Genomic DNA, 17,916 nt, shown 5'->3' with positions numbered 1-17,916 from the left:
TACTTCATAGCAAAGGTCTTAGCACTGCAGTAGGCGACGAAGGTGGTTTTGCTCCTAACTTGGCATCCAACGAAGAAGCATTGGAAGTAATCTGTGAAGCTATTAAAGCAGCAGGTTATGAGCCTGGTAAAGACTTCAAATTAGCTCTTGATTCTGCATCTTCCGAATTCTATGAAGATGGTAAATACAATCTAGCTGGTGAAGGTAAAGTTAAAACAGCTGCTGAAATGGTAGAGTTCTACGAATACCTAGTAGGTAAATACCCAATCGTATCCATCGAAGATGGTCTTGCTGAAGAAGATTGGGATGGCTGGAAATTGTTGACAGAACGCCTTGGCGATCGCGTACAACTTGTTGGTGATGATTTATTCGTAACTAACACAAAACGTTTGGCTCGCGGTATTGAGCTTGGTGTAGGTAACTCCATTCTTGTAAAAGTTAACCAAATCGGCACTTTAACAGAAGCATTCGACGCTATGGAGCTTGCTAAACGCGCTGGCTATACATGTGTAGTATCTCACCGCTCTGGTGAAACAGAGGATACATTTATCGCTGATATTGCGGTAGCTGTAAATGCCGGTCAAATTAAGACAGGTGCACCTGCTCGTTCTGAACGTGTAGCAAAATATAACCAATTGCTTCGCATTGAAGAAATGTTATACGAAACAGCTCAATATAAAGGTAATGACGTTTTCTATAATTTAAAATAAGATACGTTATATCTAATAGTCCAATAAGGGCGCCCTTCGGGGCGCCTTTTTTGTATGCCTAAAATAAAAAAGTTTTCGCTTCGTGGATTTTTAAAAATAAAAAAGGGATTTTAAGGATAATGTCGAAACCTATAACGCCATACGCTAGTGTGAGGTAAAAACATACCGCAAGGTATAGGAGGTGACCATGTATGTAGATGTAACATTAGACGATATTATTCTATATGCATTAGAGCATCATGTCAGCGATATTCACTTTGATCCAACTAAAAGTGGTGTACAAATTAGATTACGACAAGATGGATTATTACGGACGCATATGACTGTATCAAACGAAGAGGCAGATCTTATTATTAACCGTATCAAGGTATGTAGTACATTAGATATTAGTGAAAAGAGATTGCCTCAAGATGGTCGTTGGGCTTGGAGTCATAAGGATACATCTGTAACGATGCGCGTATCTACCTTGCCCAGTTTATATGGAGAAACTTTAGTGTGTCGACTTATGGGAAATGAAGGTAGTCATAAGGATCTAAAAGCGTTAGGTATGCGTGCAGATATTTTTGATCATATTGAAGGGCTATTAAAACGTCCTTATGGATTGTTACTTATCTGTGGACCTACGGGAAGTGGGAAGACTGCTACTTTATATGCGATGCTCCGCATGTTGAATTTAGAGGAAACAAAGCTAATTTGCCTTGAGGATCCTGTAGAGGCTGAAATAAAAGGAGCCATTCAAATTGGTATTAACGAAAAAATCGGTTTTACCTTTGCAAAAGGGTTAAGATCTGTACTGCGTCAAGATCCAGATACGATTATGATCGGTGAGATTCGTGATAAGGAGACGGCAGAGCTGGCTGTTAAATCAGCATTAACTGGACATCGCGTATTATCCACCATTCATACTAATACAGCTATAGGCGTTGTAACGAGGCTCATGGATATGGGGGTAGAACCGTATTTAATACGGGCTACCTTGATGGGGGCTATTGCGCAGCGTCTAGTTAGAAAATTTGATGGTACATCGTATCACGGACGGGCGGCTCTGTTTGAATATTTAGAAATACCTACAAATTCAGCCCAGTGGGATCAATTAGAGGCACATGTATTACTGTCCTTAGAAGATTCCGCCCGTGAAGCCGTAGCTCAACATGTTACATCTATAGAGGAGGTGCATCGTTGTGGACTCATGCTGTAATAGTGAAAGTTTAGAAACCATTGTTGAAGAGGCAATACACTTATCATCCACAGATATTCATCTACAATGTGGTGAGCCTATCTATTTGAGACATGGTGATGGATTAAAGGCCACTCAATTTGTATGTACCACTACGTTGATTGAAGATATTTTGCGACGTTGTGGTATAGCATCGTATGAATGGCAATCTATTGATGAAGCTTGTTCCTGTTGTGGTGTACGTATTCGTGTTCATCTGTATCGAGCTAATCAAACTATATGTGGCACACTTCGCTTATTGTGTCATCAACAACTTAAACTGGATGATAATAGTGAAGGTCAACTCCTACAAAAATTATGTGAATCTCATGATGGTTTATTGCTCGTCTGTGGCCCTACAGGCAGTGGTAAAAGTTTTACCTTAGCTTGCTGTATTGATTATATAAATCAAACGATGGAGCGCCATATCATCACCTTAGAAGACCCCATCGAATTTGAGTTTAAACCTAAGAAATCGTTAATTCATCAACGCCAATTAGGTGCAGATATTAAGTCTATGTCAGATGGTATTCGAGATGCATTGAGGGAGGATCCAGATGTCATTATGGTAGGAGAACTCCGAGATCGAGAAACCTTAGAGGCTGCTCTTCATGCAGCCGAAACAGGTCATCTTGTGATGGCAACCATGCATACACAGCGGGCTGTAATGGCTGTTCACCGTATGATTTCATTATTCCCTGGTGAACAACAAGAGGAGGTGCGTAGTCAAATATCACAAGTACTACGTGCCGTTATATGTCAACGGCTCCTTCGATGGAATAAAAAGTTCATTACCATTCGGGATATTTTGCTAAACACGCATGCGGTAGCGAATTTGATACGTACTCGTAAGGAACCACAGATTATTTCTATTCAAGAAACACAAGTACCTATGAAAACACTAGAAATGGCCGTGCGAGATGCGAAGGTACAATATGGCTCTCAGCAACAACTACATACATTATTGGATCAACAATTATTGTAGGTGAAGGTATGGAGGCTTATGAATATGTCGTAAAAGATAAGAATAATGAAACGATCAAAGGTTTAATATGGGCGGATTCAGAACAGGAGGTCGGTACACGGTTAAAGCGAGAGGGATATAAGATTTATAAAATCACTTTACAAGTAGATAAGAAGAAACATAAGTGGAATCATACTATGGTGGTAGAGGTAACCTATCAATTAGGACTACTCATCGAATCTGGCGTGCCTTTACGACGAGCATTACAGTTATTGTGTCAGGGAAAGCGAGGCCTTTTATATACAGCCTTATATGAATCGATTGAGCGTGGTCAAACGTTGTCTCAAGCATTGCGAAGTGAAGATTGTCCTGCCATTGCACTGGCTTTATTAGAAAGTGGAGAGGCCGCAGGTACATTAGGAGAAAGCTTGCAATATATATCACGTCACTATGATTGGGAGCGACAGCTACGGCAAAAGGTTATCAGTGCTATTTCTTATCCATTATTTTTACTTGTATTAATGAATATCTTTTTTCTTGTTACCATCTTGTTTATTGTTCCATCCTTTGAAAAGGTTTTTACCACCATGCATATTACATTACCAGTGATGACGCGAGCCCTCTTTGCATTAGGACAAGGGTTAAAGAATCATCCCATAGTGGTTGTTATTCTGCATTGTGTAGGCCTAGGAGCTATGGTCTTTGCATATCATCAACATAGTATAAAACGCAAAGTACATCGTTGGCTTTGGCAGTTGGCTCACCGATACCAATGGATGACCTGCATTTACTATACAAGTATGTTAAAAGTTTGGGCGCTTTTGTTAGATTCTGGAATTTCTATTATTCACACTATGAATATTACAAGACCTTTATGGGGCAATATGTATGGTGCCGAATGTAGTGTAAATGTAGAGGCTAAATTATTATCAGGCCATTCTTTTGAAGAGAGCCTGAGAACTGAGAATATTGGAAATTCCTTTATATGGCAAATGATCTCTATTGGAGAAGAAAGTGGGGAACTCGTAAAGATGTTAGAACATTGTGGACATTATTATGAATCTATACTTTCAAAATATATTGCCCGTCTTGAGAGACTATTAGAACCGATATTACTGACTTTGATGGGGATCGGTGTAGCCGTATTGGTTGTATCTGTTATGTATCCGTTGTTCACGTCTATTGCTAAATTGGGAGGGCAGTAGGCATTGTTATCAAGCTATTTTACAGAATTAATAATGATAAAAGGAGGATATTATGAGTTCTGTTATGCACCTAGTTCATGGATTAAATCATAGATTAGAAATATGTGGTCAATGGATTGTAGACCATCTACATATTAATCATGTTCGAGAAAACCTTAAAAAATCGAGAAACGGTGGATTTACCCTTGTAGAATTGATGGTTGTAGTTGCAGTTATCGCTATATTAGCAGCCATTGCGATGCCACAATTTCTATCTGCCGCTGATCGAGCGCGAACTGCGAAGGAAACAGCAGATATTCAAATTATTAAAAATGCAACACAGCTCTATATGATTGACAAGAATGTAGATACACCGCCAACTGTAGAAAATCTATATAAAGAAGGCTATCTTACAGAACATGTTAAAACTGCAAAAGATAAGGAATATACCATTACTTATGAAGCGGTTAATGGTGGTACTGCGAAGGCAGTTGTAGTTAAAGCCCCTGATGCACCTTAAACGTAAGCGCTATCTAGTATTTAGTACTTAATATTTAATACGTAATAGTTATTATTTAATATTTAAGTCTTAATAGTTAATGTGCATGGATTGATGATTGGAATGTAAATTTATATTTGCATTTACATATGTAGTTATATTAATAGCTATACAGTAGTTATATTTACATTAATATATGTACAGTTGATTTTATGGAAGGACAAGGTATGAAAGGGACACATTATGTTATAGCACTGATCGTGTATCTAGCATCCATAGTATTGCCTATTATACTTTCATCACGAGCAATATCCTTTATTCACGTTGCTTTGTATGCTGTATTTTCACTCATCATCATAGCAGGTGCTACCATCGATATGCATTACTATATATTGCCTGATGAAGGGGCGTTAGTGCTTGTTTTAGGTGGTATAGTGTATAGCCTTATAAATGATAAGTCTATGCTTATAACGATTATAAGTGTTATGAGTGTAGGTGCTATTACATATGGACTTCGTCTTATGAGTCATAAAGGTTTTGGACTAGGCGATGTGAAATGGTTTTCTGCTATTGCCATGTGGCTTACGCCGTGGGAGATTGTATGCTTCTTTTACGTAGCCTTTTGTGTTGGTTCTCTCTATCTCTTACTAACAAGCTATCGTAATCGATACATTCCATTTGGTCCCTTTCTATGCTTTGGTGGTTGGTGTGCCTTACATGGCGGATCCTATATGGAGGTGTTGTACCAATGGTTAAGGCACAACCTATACATCATCAATACGGTTCTTTGTTAGCTGAGTGGATTATTGCAATTAGCTTATTTTTACTTCTTATTTCTATGTCTTTGCCCATTGTAACAACGCCTAGCCGCTATACTCTAAATGGAAGTACTGAAGAAGTAGTATATATGTTAAAAAAGGTTCAACTTTGGTCTATGCTTGGGCATAAGTCTAATGGAAAAGGGCGTATGTTATTCATATTAAATAAAGACAGCTATACCTTAGAGGAGGATGCTCATCATCATACAGTTAATATATCCTTACCTGCAGGGATTGAAAATGTACAACCCTTAACGGTTATCTCTTTTTCTTCTCTAGGATTACCTTATGATGGAACGGAACTTATTTTACGGGATCGAGAAAGTGGTGAGAGAAATCGTATATGGATATCTGTACAAACGGGACGTATTCGATGGGAAGAAGTACACTAAGGGCTTTATGTATGGAGATGCCCTAGTATCAACAGCTATTATTATGTTTATCTTGCCTGTTATATTATCTGTATTTTGGATGGCTACCTTAACAATCTATAAGGCTTACTATTGGGATCATATATTACAAGACACCATAACATATGTAGAGGAAAGTAAGTCTACGTATTATCAAACGGGACATATTCAAGAAGGTATACATAACTCTCAATTTATTATGAGTCCCAGTGAATCGATTACATATAAATCACATGTAGAGCCTATCGTAGAAAATGGCATTGTCCTACAACGATTAACTGTGCAGGCCATAGATAATGAATCTGTTGTGTATACCTTATCTCTCGACTTGGAGGAAATACGGTGAGGACTCATGATGCACAAAGAGGTTTTATTTTGTATTCCACACTCATCAGTATAACTATTTCTACCATCGTTTTAACGTTATTGTTAGGTATAGTTTCTTATGGGGTTATGTGGAATGCAAAATTTGTAGATAGCGTTTCTATGATGGAGGATGGTCGTTATACGCGGCGCATGGTGGTAGCTCAAATCATATGGAATCCTGTACCGATAACGGTAGAGGATCGAAATAGTACCTTATATATTCACGACACTAAGCGGACTACACTAACATTACAACGCCATGCTTTGTATAGAAAGCTTACAGATGGCAGTTTACAACCTGTTAGCGGCAGCCGTATTATCGGCACAAAGGATAAACGAAATGTTGGGTACACACAAGAACATCCATTTAGTATGGATGAGAGCGGAGTAGTCCATATGCGCTGGTATATTACGAATCGATTTACTGGTGATAAAAAATATACTGCTGGATATGGAGGCTTAGCTATATATGAAGTCGCTATAGGTCAAAGTAGTATATATGATTGGTATAAAGATAATGAGGAAACAAGTCATGAACATAGAAGCCCATAATGCTGGGTTTATTACATATGTAGCCATATTTACAATGTCCTTTTTATTAGTATTAGCCTTTATGGGATTGCGTATTGGTCAAATTTGTGAAAGTAATGCAGTAGATGAATTGCATTTAGAAGAGGCTCATTATGCAGCGCAAAGTGGAGCACATTGGTTTGTAAGCTACTGTAAGGCCGGTAATACATGGGACTTTCAAGGAAAGCTAATTGTAGCTGATGATGCGGATGTGGAAATTACTATTGAGGCCGATCCATCCCGTGAGAATCCTCGTCATGTTATGAGTTATGGAAAATTGAAACATCAGGAAATAGTAAGTCGTGTACATATGTATGTGGCAGTAGATACAGATCATACTATGCATGTTATGAAGATAAAACCATATTGAGGTGAATCTATGAAACGGAAAAAGAAAATACATACTGGTGTATGTATTACAGATGAACGTATTGTATGTGTGACAGCTCATGTAGAAAATAAAACGATGGTCATTACTGATGCATTGGAAATGAAACGCAGTGCATCTATTGATGAGGATGTTAGAAAATTTATAGAAATGTATGATTTAGATGATGGAGCTTACAGCATTGTAGCTAATATTGATACACAAATGCATGTAGCACCTTATGATCCTCACGATTTTGATATGAAGGAGTTCATCAAATGGAATGTAGAGGATTACTTTACCTTTGATGGCGACAGTTTCCAAATGGATGCATGTCGTCGGGAATATCCAAGGCATAATTACCATATGTTTATGGTTGCTGTAGAGCGTCATTCATTAGAACTTTTAAAACAAGGTATACGAGACACCTATGCACCGGTGGACGTAATCGATTTCTGGCCTATTCCTATTTGTTACAGCTTGATGCGGCGTAGTGGTACCGTGACTGGAGTCGTAGAAAAGGATCATCTACACTTATGGCTATGGTGGAATGATATATGTATTCAAGAACGGATTGTCCCTATTAGTAGCAGTGATGTATCAGAAGCTATGGAGGTACTAGAATCTAGATTGCAAGAATTTGGTGTAGATGAAATACAAGGGGTTAAGTTGTATGGGTTAGATCAATTAACCGATGAGGAACAAAAGGATATGGAAGCTATTATCTCTATATATGGAGAAACAGAGTATATTCCATTATTATTCTTAGGACGTGGTCGTAATCGATGTAAGCAAGGACAATTAGATTGGGATATGGCCATTGGTATGGCCGCAAGGGGGCTTAAATGGATTGGCTTGGGATGGTAGATATATTAATCTAATGCCTCGATCGTTACGTTGGCATAGTTTATGGCATAAATATCGTTATTATCTATATGGTATGAGTATTGTATACGGAATAGTAGGATTAATAGCAATTGGTTGTTGCTTGTCGAACTATGAACAATATAAGACTGAAAAGGCAGAACTATTGACGCTATTGGAAAATCCGCAGTATCAGTCAATTGAAAAACAGTATGAGGATATAGCATCAGTTAAAAATAAAATACTTAAGAATAGTTCGGGGAAAAATAAAAAACCTATTTTTCAAAATACTATCGTTTTATATGTCCTTGATATAGCTATGGAGCAAGGAATTAGTTTACAACACCTCAATATAAAAGATGAACATATTAGTGTAGATGGTATAGGCCATAGTGATGAAGCATGCCGTAAATTTATAGCTAGTCTTCAACAAAGGTTAATTGGAATGGATTGTCATGGAACAGTTAAAGCAGATCAAGGTATATATACATTCCATATGGAAGGATCTAAAGGAGAGCACAACACATCCAGTAGAGAAGATAGTAATGATCATACTAGTGTGGGGTATCATCATTAGTATTTCACTATATGGGTATATTAACTTAAATCACAAAGCGACTCATTTGAAAGAACGACAAGAAAACTATGTTATCCAAATGCAGGCTGAGTCAGATTATATCGCATCTAAGGAAGCGAAATTACTAGCGTCTTTTACAGAAAACAAGCTATCGAACACGAGTTCTAATACTAGTATTTTTGAGTCTTTGCAAGGAGAACCATTAATGATTGTTAGTACTGATGAGCATGAAGGGGTATTAGAGTTAAATGTATTAGGAAGTACAGAACGTCTTATCAACTGGGTTAATACTGTTGAAGCAAAAGACCCTTCACGCCGTATAGAAATCGAGGACATAGAACGGAAAGGCAATGTAGTGTATGTACATTGTGCAGTAAAACCGATTATGAGGTCTTAATATATATTCTTATATAGTAATATTAATAGAGACAGATTATAGATTGTTATTCTATAGTCTGTCTTTGTTTTTGTGACATTTTATAGTACAATGAAGGATATGAAATAATAAGGGGCACATAATACATGATAATAAAACGAAATATTATGCTCATCGGTTCTATGGGGAGTGGCAAGAGCCATTTCGGTCGTAATCTTGCGGAACGCAAGGGGTGGCAATTTGTAGATACCGATCGCGTATTAGAAAGTCGTTTTGGGTTGCCTATTGCTGAAATATTCAAGAAAATTGGGGAAAAAGCATTCCGACGTGCAGAAATGGATGTACTGAAAAAGGTTTGCTTATATCACGAAGCAGTCATCTCCGTAGGTGGTAATTTTCCCATTGAACATCGCACATTAAAGATATTGAAGAAATATTCTTATATCATTGGTATCCGAGCTGCACAATTTCGCATTGTCAGTCGTGTGAATCGCCGTATTGGGAAACGGCCAACCATGGATTATAACAATGTTCATGCCTTTGTACATGCTATGATACAATCCTGGAAACCGGTGTATAAGCAGTGTGATTTTGTACTAGATACAACAAATGGTCGGACCTATGATTTTATGCAACGTATTGAGGATGAGTTAGTTACCTCAGGTGTTCAATTTAAAGCAAGACGTCAACCCAATGATACGGAAAATAGAGATGGTAAAGAGCCATCTCAAGAATTACAATTTAATAATTTTCTAAGAAATAAATTAGATAATCCCAGCTTATCTAAAACACAATGCTTTAATAAACGGATTTCTAATGATACAGAAACTAAGCAAATAGTCTTAAAAAAAGAACCATCTAATAAGGCAGTTTCTTATAAAGCTGGTAATGACAAACGTCGCAAACATAAGAAATCTAATCAAGCAATTACAGGACATAAGAAAGAAACTATATCCAAACAACGTACACCACAAGGGGGTAATGGATATGAGAAGAATCGCAATACTAACAAGCGGCGGAGACGCACCTGGCATGAACGCCGCCATCAGAGCGCTAACTAGAAAAGCAATCCATGAAGGGTTTGAAGTGTTCGGCGTTGAGCGGGGCTATTTAGGCATTATGGAAGAGCAATTTATTCCATTATCAAACCGCTCTGTAGGAGGCATTATTACTCAAGGTGGAACGATGCTAAAAACAGCTCGTTTTCCTGAGTTTCAAAATGAAGATGTTCAGCGTAAAGCTTACGATATTTTGAAAGCTCATAATATTGATCACCTTATTGTTATCGGTGGCGATGGTTCTATGCGAGGCGCTACGAGTTTAGCTAAGCTTGGCATGTCTACAATGACAATTCCATGCACCATAGATAATGATATGGGTGGCACTCAATATACGATAGGCTTTGATACGGCGCTCAATACTGTAGTTGATGCGGTTGGAAGAATTCGTGATACATCTAATTCACATGAACGGGTAGCTATTGTAGAGGTAATGGGTCGTAAAGCAGGTCATATTGCACTTAAAGCTGGCCTTGCCTGTGGTGCTGAAATTGTACTCGTTCCTGAAAATCCTATGCCTTTACATGAGGTCTGTCGTCATTTAAAGGAAACACAGATTCGGGGTAAAGAATATAGTGTGATACTCGTTGCTGAAGGTGCATATAATAGTGGAGAAGTAAAATCCTTCATTAAGGAGCATACGGAATTTGATCCTAGTTTGACTGTATTAGGATATTTACAACGTGGTGGCGGTCCTTCTGCATTCGATGCTATTTTAGCGGCATGTATGAGTGAAACTTGTATTGAGTTATTGATGAATGGTACAGATAATCGACTAATTGGATATATTGATGGTCACATTCGTGCTATTTCCTATCAAGAGGCTGAAAGTCTTTTATTTCCTATTAATGAAAAGGATTATACATTATTATCCATTTTAAGCAGTTAAAAATATAATGACCCGCAAGGGTCATTTTCTTTTATCATCAATTATTCATTAATGAAATTATATTGCATAAAAGTAATTGGTACTGTATAATTTAAAAATACTAATAGTATTGTTAGGAACGATACATGTTGTGCCAATATCTTCATTTTAATATAAGGAGATTATAATGAAAGAATTTTTGCAAAAGCATCGTAAACGCATTATTGCAGGTGCTGTTGTTCTTTGTGTTCTTGGTGGTGGTACATACTACTACATGCATAGCGAAGGTTCTAAGCAAACACAAAACTTATATACTACTGGTAAGGTAGAAAAGGGTGATGTAAAAACTAGTATTAGTGCAACTGGTACTATTAACCCTGTTAATTATGTTGACGTTTCTACGAATGTGGCTGGTAAGCTTGAAAAAGTCTTAGTAAAAGAAAATGATCAAGTTACAGCTGGTCAAGTTATCGCTTATATTGATACTCGTCAATTGCAAGCCTCTGCAGATGATGCACGGGCAGCTTTGGCTAAGGCAGAACTTGATATGAATCGTTATAAAGCATTAGCAGAACAAAATGCTATCGCTCAACAAACCTATGATGATTCTGTAACATCTTATGAACGTGCAAAATCTACGTATGACCGGGCAGCAGCAGATTTAAGCGATGCTACAATTACAGCACCAATGTCTGGCACTGTTATAGGCACACCATTGAAAGCTGGTCAAACTATCAGTACTGGTATTTCTACACAAATGATTATCGCTACTATTGCAGATTTAAGTGACTTAGAAATTTACTTAACTGTAGATGAAACAGATATTGGTAGTATCAAACAAGGTGCTAAAGTAGAATTTACTGTAGACTCTAAACCAGGTGAAACTTTCACAGGCTACGTATCTGAAATCGCAAAGGGTACAAAAGGTAACATGGGTGCTACAAGCAACAGTGTTGTTTACTATACTGTAAAGGTTCAAATTCCTGAAAATATTTCCAACAACTTCTTACCATCTATGACGGCTCGTGCAACCATCTTTGGTGAAGATATTAAAAATACATTAGTAGTACCTCTTACGGCAGTGCGTACAGATAAGCAAGGGGAATATGTATATGTTATTAAAGATGGTCAACCAGTACGTACAGCTGTTTCTACAGGTGTAACTGGTGATACTAATGTACAAATTCTAAAAGGTTTATCTGAAGGTGATGAAATCATCGTAAGTGGTGATGTAACAGCACCTAAGAATAATAGCCGTGGACCATTCTAATAGTAGGTGAATATGAATCAAGCAGTAATCGATATACAAGGGATTACGAAGACCTATGTAAATGGTAAATTATCGGTGCCTGTTCTGCATGGCATCGATTTACAGGTCAACAAAGGCGAATTTGTGTCTATTATGGGTCCATCTGGTTCTGGTAAATCTACCTTTATGAACATACTTGGTTGTTTAGATAGACCAACAACAGGTTCATACCGCCTAAATGGCGATGAGGTTGCAACCTTATCCGACGATGAATTGGCCTTTGTACGAAACAAACAAATAGGCTTTGTATTCCAAAGTTTTAACTTATTAACAAAATTGACAGCTTTAGAGAATGTGGCGCTCCCTATGATTTATGCAGGGATGGATAAAAAATCACGTAATGAACGAGCTGCTGCACTATTATCTTCTGTTGGTCTTGGTGACCGTATGGATCACTTGCCATCTGAGTTGTCTGGCGGTCAGCGTCAACGTGTTGCCATTGCTCGTGCACTGGCTAATAACCCTGCTATCATAATGGCCGATGAACCGACAGGTAACCTTGACTCCAAGTCGACTATCGATGTTATGAATATTTTTAGAGGCCTTTACGATGAAGGGCGAACAATAATCCTTGTTACTCATGAACCAGAAATTGCAACCTATGCAAGTCGCAATGTAGTATTGCGTGATGGTTTAATTGTAGAGGATTCCCAAAATCTAAATATGACGCCTGTACAGGAGGTGCCACATGTATAAAGAGAGTTTCTTGATGGCATGGGCATCCCTCATTGCTAATAAAATGCGATCCATTTTGACCATGTTAGGCATCATTATCGGTGTAGCTGCCGTAATTGCCTTAGTATCTATTGGTAATGGTGTAAAGCAAGATATTCAAAACTCCATCTCTAGCTTAGGATCTAATCTATTGATGGTTATGCCTGGGGCACCACGCACACCAGGGGTTCGACCTTCTGCAGGTTCTATGAAGTCTTTAAAGGTTTCTGACTATGAAGCTATTTCAAAGTTAGATGGTGTTAAAGCGGCTAGTCCTATGACAAATGGCTCGTATGTAGTGATTTATCAAAATAAGAACTGGACTACTTCAGTATCTGGTGTTAGCTATAACTATTTAGATGTAAACAATTGGTCTATGAAATCTGGTCGCTTCTTATCTGAAAAGAATGTACAGAATCGTGAACGTGTGGCAGTAGTAGGTAAAACAGTTGTTAAAAATCTATTTGGTGATGAAGATCCAGTAGGTGCTGAAATTCGTGTCAAAAATATTCCATTCCGTATCATTGGTGTTCTTAATAGTAAGGGCAGTGGTGCTATGGGTAATGACCAAGATGATATGGTAATTATTCCATATACTACAGCTATGGAACGGGTAGAAGGTGTTGATTATCTCCGGATGATCTACGTGGTAGGTAAGGATGAAAACGGTATCGATCGTTTACAATCCGATATTGAAAACCTATTGCGTGTACGACATGGTATTAAAGATACAAACCTTGATGATTTCAATATCCAAAACATGAACTCTATCATGGAAACTATGGAGGAAACAACAGGTACGTTAACATTATTCTTAGGTGCTGTAGCAGCTATTTCTCTTGTGGTCGGTGGTATTGGCATTATGAATATTATGCTCGTATCCGTAACTGAACGGACAAGAGAGATTGGGATACGTAAAGCGCTGGGTGCTACTTATAGTGTTATCGTTACACAGTTCCTTATCGAAGCTGTTGTTATCAGTTTGATGGGGGGCATAATAGGGATTATACTCGGCATAGGCTCATCTAAGCTGATTGGCATGGCTTCGGGCATGAGTACAGTTATATCTATACCAACGATTGGAATGTCCTTTGCCTTCTCTATGGCAATAGGTTTGATCTTTGGTATTTATCCAGCTCGCAAGGCGGCAAAACTTAATCCAATTGATGCATTACATTATGAATAATCCTTAGTTGTAGATGCGTTTTTTTAAGAACATACTACATAATTAGATAGAGTTATTCGCATATGGTGCGTTGCATGATACAATATGTATGATGTAACGCACCATTTTTATGTTTGTATTGAGTTTTTTGCAAGAACGCTCTAAATCATTTCATGCAAGTATTTGGAAATAGAAGGGGATTAAGTTTAGTTAATCTATGTGTCAGTATATTGAATGGAGAACCATATGGCTACAACATTGTTAGAATATTTCAACGAATTACGAGATCAAAATCCATTTTCTTGGGTAAAAGATTCTGAAATTACTGCTGTTGAACCTGGTCATGCGGAAATGACCTTGCAAACTAATGAGACAGAGTACTGTAATTTTAGAGGGGACTTGCATGGCGCTGTTTGTATTGGTTTAGCAGATAGTGTGATGGGAACAGCTTGTTTTACATTGGGCAAATCTGTGAGCACTATTGATCTTAATGGTAACTATGTGAAAGCTGTTAAGGGTGGTACTGTATTGCGTGGTGTAGCCAATGTAGAGCATAATGGTAAAACAACTATGGTTGCTACAGCACGTATCTATAATGAATTAGGTGAACTTGTTCACTTGGCACGTGGTACATTTTTTGTACTAGAAGAGAAGCCATTACCTGAATTACCATGGCGTTTTATTGAAGAAGACAACCCTGATTTGGTATAATATAGTTTAGACTTTTAAATATAGGAGGATGCTTTAATGAAAGAAGAATTACAACGGATTAAGGCTGAAGCTCTTGATGCGATTAAAGGGTTGACAGATATACAATCACTGCAAGATATACGCGTTAAATATTTAGGTAAAAAAGGTGAGGTAACGGCATTACTAAAAGGTCTTGGTAAATTATCTCCTGAAGAACGCCCTAAGGCTGGTGCTCTTGTTAATGCGGTTCGCGAAGCATTAGAGGCTGAACTTGAGGCAGTAAAAACTCGTATGGAAACAGAAGAGTTGAATGCTCGTTTAGAACAAGAACGCATCGATATTACATTGCCAGGTCGTGCAGTAAAATCTGGTCATATTCATCCATTGACAAAGGTTAATGAAATGATTGAAGATTTCTTCATGAAAATGGGTTATACCGTTGAAGAAGGTCCAGAAATTGAACAGGATTACTTTAACTTTGAATGTTTGAACTTACCTAAAGATCATCCTGCACGTGATATGCAAGATTCCTTCTATATTACAGAAAACTTCTTATTGCGTACCCATACATCTCCAGTACAAGCTCGTACAATGCAACGACATGAACCTAATAGTCCAATCCGCATGATTGCGCCTGGTAAGGTTTACCGTTGGGACTATGATGCGACTCACTCCCCAGTATTCCATCAAGTGGAAGGTCTCATCATCGACGAACATATTACATTTGCTGATTTGAAAGGTACATTAGAGTCCTTCTTACGTCACATGTATGGTGATGAAACAAAGGTACGTTTCCGCACAAGCTTCTTCCCATTCACAGAGCCATCTGCAGAAGTAGATATTTCATGTGTAATGTGTGGTGGTGAAGGTTGCCGTGTATGCTCTCATACAGGTTGGCTTGAAATTTTGGGTTGCGGTATGGTTCATCCTGATGTATTGCGCATTAATGGGTACGATCCTGAAAAGGTTAAAGGCTTTGCCTTTGGTATGGGCGTAGAACGTATTGCTATGCTTTTATATGGCATTAATGATTTACGTCTATTCTTTGAAGATGATGTACGATTCTTGGAACAATTTTAGGAGGAACTCATGAAAGCAAGTTTACAGTGGATGAACGAATACGTGCCTGTGGATATGAATCGTCCTGCTCAAGAATTGGCCGATGAATTAACACAAGCTGGTATTCCTGTAGAAGATGTCATTGCTATGGATAATGGCATTAAGAAAATTTATACTGGTAAAATCGTAGAAATTACGAAACATCCAGATGCAGATAAATTACAAGTATGTCAAGTTGAATGCCTTACTGAAGAAGGTGAGCCTGTTACAAAACAAATCGTAACAGCAGCAACAAATGTAGCGGTAGGTCAAATCGTACCTGTAGCGTACCATAAATCTCGCTTAGCTGATGGCACAGAGATTAAAAAAGGTAAATTGCGCGGTGTAGTTTCTGAAGGCATGTTCTGCTCCGTTGCAGAATTTGGCATTTCTAGTGATTTAGTATTGCCTGAAGAAGCTCAAGGCATTTATATTTTCCCTGAAAATACACCAATTGGTCTTGATGTAAAAGACGTTTTAGGCTTAAATGATACAGTATATGAATTTGAATTGACTGCTAACCGAGCAGATTGCTTCTCCATGGTTGGTTTATCCCGTGAATTCGGTATTATGACAAACCAAAAAGCTTTATTCCCTGTTATCATGGTTAACGAAAATGGTGAGTCCATTGAAGGCAAAGCATCTGTATCTATCGAAGCGGATGATCTTTGCACGCGATTCATGTCTCGTATCGTTACAGATGTAAAGGTTGAGCCATCTCCATTGTGGATGCAAAATCGTTTGCGTAACAGCGGTATTCGTCCTATTAATAATGTAGTAGACGTAACAAACTATGTTATGTTAGAACTTGGTCAACCTATGCATGCCTATGATTATGACCATGTAAAAGGTCATCAATTAGTGGCAAGACGTGCTAAAAATGGTGAAGTTCTTGTTACACTTGATGGTTCTGAACGTGAATTGAATGACTCTATGCTTATTATTGCCGATGCAGAACGCCCAGTAGGTGTAGCTGGTATCATGGGTGGCTTTGATAGTGAAGTGACAAATGAAACGACTACCGTTTTGTTCGAAGCTGCCGTATTCAATGGTCCATCCATTCGTCGTACAGCTAAAGCTCTTGGCATGCGTTCCGAAGCATCTGGTCGTTTCGAACGTGGTGTAAATCATAAATACACTGCTTATGCTATCGACAGAGCAGCTCAATTATTACAACAAATCTGTCCTACTTGTAAAGTTGATGTAGGCGTTATCGATGTATATAAAAATCCTGTAGAACAACATACTGTTACTTTTACAGCAGAACAAATTAACGATTACTTGGGTACAAACATTGAAAAAGACGAAATGGTTCGTATTTTGACTGCCCTTGAGTTCGTTGTAACTGAAGATGGCGATAAATTGTCTGCTCTCGTTCCAACATGGCGTGGCGACGTAACAGTGATGCCTGATATCGCTGAAGAAGTGGCTCGTATTTACAACTATGATAATATTAAGCCTACAATTCCGGTTGCCGTATTATCCTCTGGTGGCATGACACCTAAGAAAGCTCTTACTAAAGAGGTAACTCATGCATTGGCTAAATTGGGTATGACTCAAATCATTACATTTAGCTTCATGCATAAAGATGGTCTTACTAACATGATGCTTCCTGAAGGGGATAGCCGTTATACTGCCATTCCAATCTTGAACCCTATTTCTGAAGAGTTCCCTTATATGCGTACTACATTGGTACCAGCTGTTATTGAAGCAGCTAAACGCAATATTGCACAACAAAACAAAGATTTATGGTTATTTGAAACGGCTAATGTATATGAACCAAAGGCATTACCATTAACAGAAGTACCTCATGAACGTCCTATGGCATGTGGTCTTATGATGGGCAAGGTAACAGAGGCCGCATGGAATCAAGCACAACGAGATACTGATTTCTATGATGTAAAAGGCGTGGTAGACGGTTTACTAGCGAAATTAGGTTTAACTGAATTTGACATTCAACCTTCTACTGAAAGTTATTATCATCCAGGTGTTAGTGCGCATTACACAATTAATGGTGTAACGATTGCTAACTATGGTGAGCTACATCCACAAGCGGTTAAAAACTTTGATTTACCAGGCAAGGTATACATGTT

20 protein-coding genes and 1 pseudogene are annotated in these 17,916 nt (G+C 38.1%); all 21 read left to right on the top strand.

Annotated elements, in window-relative coordinates:
• Positions 1-710, top strand: a pseudogene (eno, locus tag Q7P05_RS06215) (phosphopyruvate hydratase); the annotation flags it as partial.
• Between the two features lie 187 nt (positions 711-897).
• On the top strand, positions 898-1,908 hold the full coding sequence (locus Q7P05_RS06210; protein WP_303931127.1) for a GspE/PulE family protein: 1,011 nt from the start codon (positions 898-900) through the stop codon (positions 1,906-1,908).
• Positions 1,892-2,911 carry a type IV pilus twitching motility protein PilT gene (locus Q7P05_RS06205; protein WP_303931125.1) on the top strand — a complete coding sequence of 340 codons (1,020 nt, stop codon included), beginning with the start codon at positions 1,892-1,894 and terminating at the stop codon, positions 2,909-2,911. Before Q7P05_RS06210 ends, Q7P05_RS06205 begins: the two co-directional genes overlap by 17 nt.
• 8 nt (positions 2,912-2,919) lie before the next feature.
• Positions 2,920-4,095 (top strand): type II secretion system F family protein, encoded by a 1,176-nt coding sequence (locus Q7P05_RS06200; RefSeq protein WP_303931123.1) that lies wholly within the window; start codon positions 2,920-2,922, stop codon positions 4,093-4,095.
• A gap of 52 nt (positions 4,096-4,147) precedes the next feature.
• Positions 4,148-4,594 carry a competence type IV pilus major pilin ComGC gene (locus tag Q7P05_RS06195; protein WP_303931121.1) on the top strand — a complete coding sequence of 149 codons (447 nt, stop codon included), beginning with the start codon at positions 4,148-4,150 and terminating at the stop codon, positions 4,592-4,594.
• Between the two features lie 206 nt (positions 4,595-4,800).
• Positions 4,801-5,367: an A24 family peptidase gene (locus tag Q7P05_RS06190; RefSeq protein WP_295212631.1), complete on the top strand. Its 567-nt coding sequence runs from the start codon at positions 4,801-4,803 to the stop codon at positions 5,365-5,367.
• The gene (locus Q7P05_RS06185) at positions 5,322-5,783 is read left to right on the top strand and encodes a hypothetical protein (protein WP_119206198.1); all 462 of its coding nucleotides are present in this window, start codon (positions 5,322-5,324) and stop codon (positions 5,781-5,783) included. The genes Q7P05_RS06190 and Q7P05_RS06185 overlap by 46 nt, the downstream gene beginning before the upstream one ends.
• The gene (locus Q7P05_RS06180; protein WP_295803899.1) at positions 5,719-6,147 is read left to right on the top strand and encodes a hypothetical protein; all 429 of its coding nucleotides are present in this window, start codon (positions 5,719-5,721) and stop codon (positions 6,145-6,147) included. The genes Q7P05_RS06185 and Q7P05_RS06180 overlap by 65 nt, the downstream gene beginning before the upstream one ends.
• A 29-nt stretch (positions 6,148-6,176) precedes the next feature.
• Complete coding sequence (locus Q7P05_RS06175) at positions 6,177-6,719, top strand: hypothetical protein (RefSeq protein ID WP_303931117.1); 543 nt, start codon at positions 6,177-6,179, stop codon at positions 6,717-6,719.
• Positions 6,700-7,107, top strand: a complete 408-nt coding sequence (locus tag Q7P05_RS06170; protein WP_303931115.1) for a hypothetical protein — start codon at positions 6,700-6,702, stop codon at positions 7,105-7,107. The genes Q7P05_RS06175 and Q7P05_RS06170 overlap by 20 nt, the downstream gene beginning before the upstream one ends.
• A gap of 9 nt (positions 7,108-7,116) precedes the next feature.
• A complete protein-coding gene (locus Q7P05_RS06165; protein WP_295803893.1) occupies positions 7,117-7,971 on the top strand; it encodes a hypothetical protein in 855 nt (284 codons plus the stop codon).
• Positions 7,955-8,545 carry a fimbrial assembly protein gene (locus Q7P05_RS06160; protein ID WP_295823968.1) on the top strand — a complete coding sequence of 197 codons (591 nt, stop codon included), beginning with the start codon at positions 7,955-7,957 and terminating at the stop codon, positions 8,543-8,545. The genes Q7P05_RS06165 and Q7P05_RS06160 overlap by 17 nt, the downstream gene beginning before the upstream one ends.
• Positions 8,514-8,942 (top strand): hypothetical protein, encoded by a 429-nt coding sequence (locus Q7P05_RS06155; RefSeq protein ID WP_295803888.1) that lies wholly within the window; start codon positions 8,514-8,516, stop codon positions 8,940-8,942. The genes Q7P05_RS06160 and Q7P05_RS06155 overlap by 32 nt, the downstream gene beginning before the upstream one ends.
• Before the next feature lie 125 nt (positions 8,943-9,067).
• Positions 9,068-9,982 carry a shikimate kinase gene (locus Q7P05_RS06150; protein WP_303931110.1) on the top strand — a complete coding sequence of 305 codons (915 nt, stop codon included), beginning with the start codon at positions 9,068-9,070 and terminating at the stop codon, positions 9,980-9,982.
• A complete protein-coding gene (locus Q7P05_RS06145) occupies positions 9,954-10,868 on the top strand; it encodes an ATP-dependent 6-phosphofructokinase (RefSeq protein WP_303931130.1) in 915 nt (304 codons plus the stop codon). Before Q7P05_RS06150 ends, Q7P05_RS06145 begins: the two co-directional genes overlap by 29 nt.
• Before the next feature lie 166 nt (positions 10,869-11,034).
• A complete protein-coding gene (locus Q7P05_RS06140) occupies positions 11,035-12,117 on the top strand; it encodes an efflux RND transporter periplasmic adaptor subunit (protein WP_295823972.1) in 1,083 nt (360 codons plus the stop codon).
• 12 nt (positions 12,118-12,129) lie between these two features.
• Complete coding sequence (locus Q7P05_RS06135; RefSeq protein WP_005386312.1) at positions 12,130-12,852, top strand: ABC transporter ATP-binding protein; 723 nt, start codon at positions 12,130-12,132, stop codon at positions 12,850-12,852.
• Complete coding sequence (locus Q7P05_RS06130; protein WP_295823976.1) at positions 12,845-14,056, top strand: ABC transporter permease; 1,212 nt, start codon at positions 12,845-12,847, stop codon at positions 14,054-14,056. Before Q7P05_RS06135 ends, Q7P05_RS06130 begins: the two co-directional genes overlap by 8 nt.
• A 225-nt stretch (positions 14,057-14,281) precedes the next feature.
• Complete coding sequence (locus tag Q7P05_RS06125; RefSeq protein WP_303931107.1) at positions 14,282-14,746, top strand: PaaI family thioesterase; 465 nt, start codon at positions 14,282-14,284, stop codon at positions 14,744-14,746.
• Positions 14,747-14,782: 36 nt separating this feature from the next.
• A complete protein-coding gene (pheS, locus tag Q7P05_RS06120) occupies positions 14,783-15,805 on the top strand; it encodes a phenylalanine--tRNA ligase subunit alpha (protein WP_303931105.1) in 1,023 nt (340 codons plus the stop codon).
• Positions 15,806-15,814: 9 nt separating this feature from the next.
• Positions 15,815-17,916, top strand: a 2,102-nt coding sequence (pheT, locus tag Q7P05_RS06115; protein ID WP_303931103.1) for a phenylalanine--tRNA ligase subunit beta, incomplete at its 3' end; no start/stop codon positions are given.

It is taken from the genome of Veillonella dispar (genome assembly GCF_937975875.1).
GTDB lineage: Bacteria > Bacillota > Negativicutes > Veillonellales > Veillonellaceae > Veillonella > Veillonella dispar_B.
Note: the sequence above shows the minus strand (reverse complement) of the source record. Positions and strands in the feature narration are given on the sequence as shown.

Excerpts from the sequence above, each read along its gene's own strand:
- Q7P05_RS06210 (WP_303931127.1), top strand. The coding sequence starts at position 898 with ATGTATGTAGATGTAACATTAGACGATATTATTCTATATGCATTAGAG.
- Q7P05_RS06200 (WP_303931123.1), top strand. The coding sequence starts at position 2,920 with ATGGAGGCTTATGAATATGTCGTAAAAGATAAGAATAATGAAACGATC.
- Q7P05_RS06195 (WP_303931121.1), top strand. The coding sequence starts at position 4,148 with ATGAGTTCTGTTATGCACCTAGTTCATGGATTAAATCATAGATTAGAA.
- Q7P05_RS06190 (WP_295212631.1), top strand. The coding sequence starts at position 4,801 with ATGAAAGGGACACATTATGTTATAGCACTGATCGTGTATCTAGCATCC.
- Q7P05_RS06185 (WP_119206198.1), top strand. The coding sequence starts at position 5,322 with ATGGTTAAGGCACAACCTATACATCATCAATACGGTTCTTTGTTAGCT.
- Q7P05_RS06170 (WP_303931115.1), top strand. The coding sequence starts at position 6,700 with ATGAACATAGAAGCCCATAATGCTGGGTTTATTACATATGTAGCCATA.
- Q7P05_RS06165 (WP_295803893.1), top strand. The coding sequence starts at position 7,117 with ATGAAACGGAAAAAGAAAATACATACTGGTGTATGTATTACAGATGAA.
- Q7P05_RS06155 (WP_295803888.1), top strand. The coding sequence starts at position 8,514 with ATGATCATACTAGTGTGGGGTATCATCATTAGTATTTCACTATATGGG.
- Q7P05_RS06150 (WP_303931110.1), top strand. The coding sequence starts at position 9,068 with ATGATAATAAAACGAAATATTATGCTCATCGGTTCTATGGGGAGTGGC.
- Q7P05_RS06145 (WP_303931130.1), top strand. The coding sequence starts at position 9,954 with ATGAACGCCGCCATCAGAGCGCTAACTAGAAAAGCAATCCATGAAGGG.
- Q7P05_RS06140 (WP_295823972.1), top strand. The coding sequence starts at position 11,035 with ATGAAAGAATTTTTGCAAAAGCATCGTAAACGCATTATTGCAGGTGCT.
- Q7P05_RS06135 (WP_005386312.1), top strand. The coding sequence starts at position 12,130 with ATGAATCAAGCAGTAATCGATATACAAGGGATTACGAAGACCTATGTA.
- Q7P05_RS06130 (WP_295823976.1), top strand. The coding sequence starts at position 12,845 with ATGTATAAAGAGAGTTTCTTGATGGCATGGGCATCCCTCATTGCTAAT.
- Q7P05_RS06125 (WP_303931107.1), top strand. The coding sequence starts at position 14,282 with ATGGCTACAACATTGTTAGAATATTTCAACGAATTACGAGATCAAAAT.
- pheS (WP_303931105.1), top strand. The coding sequence starts at position 14,783 with ATGAAAGAAGAATTACAACGGATTAAGGCTGAAGCTCTTGATGCGATT.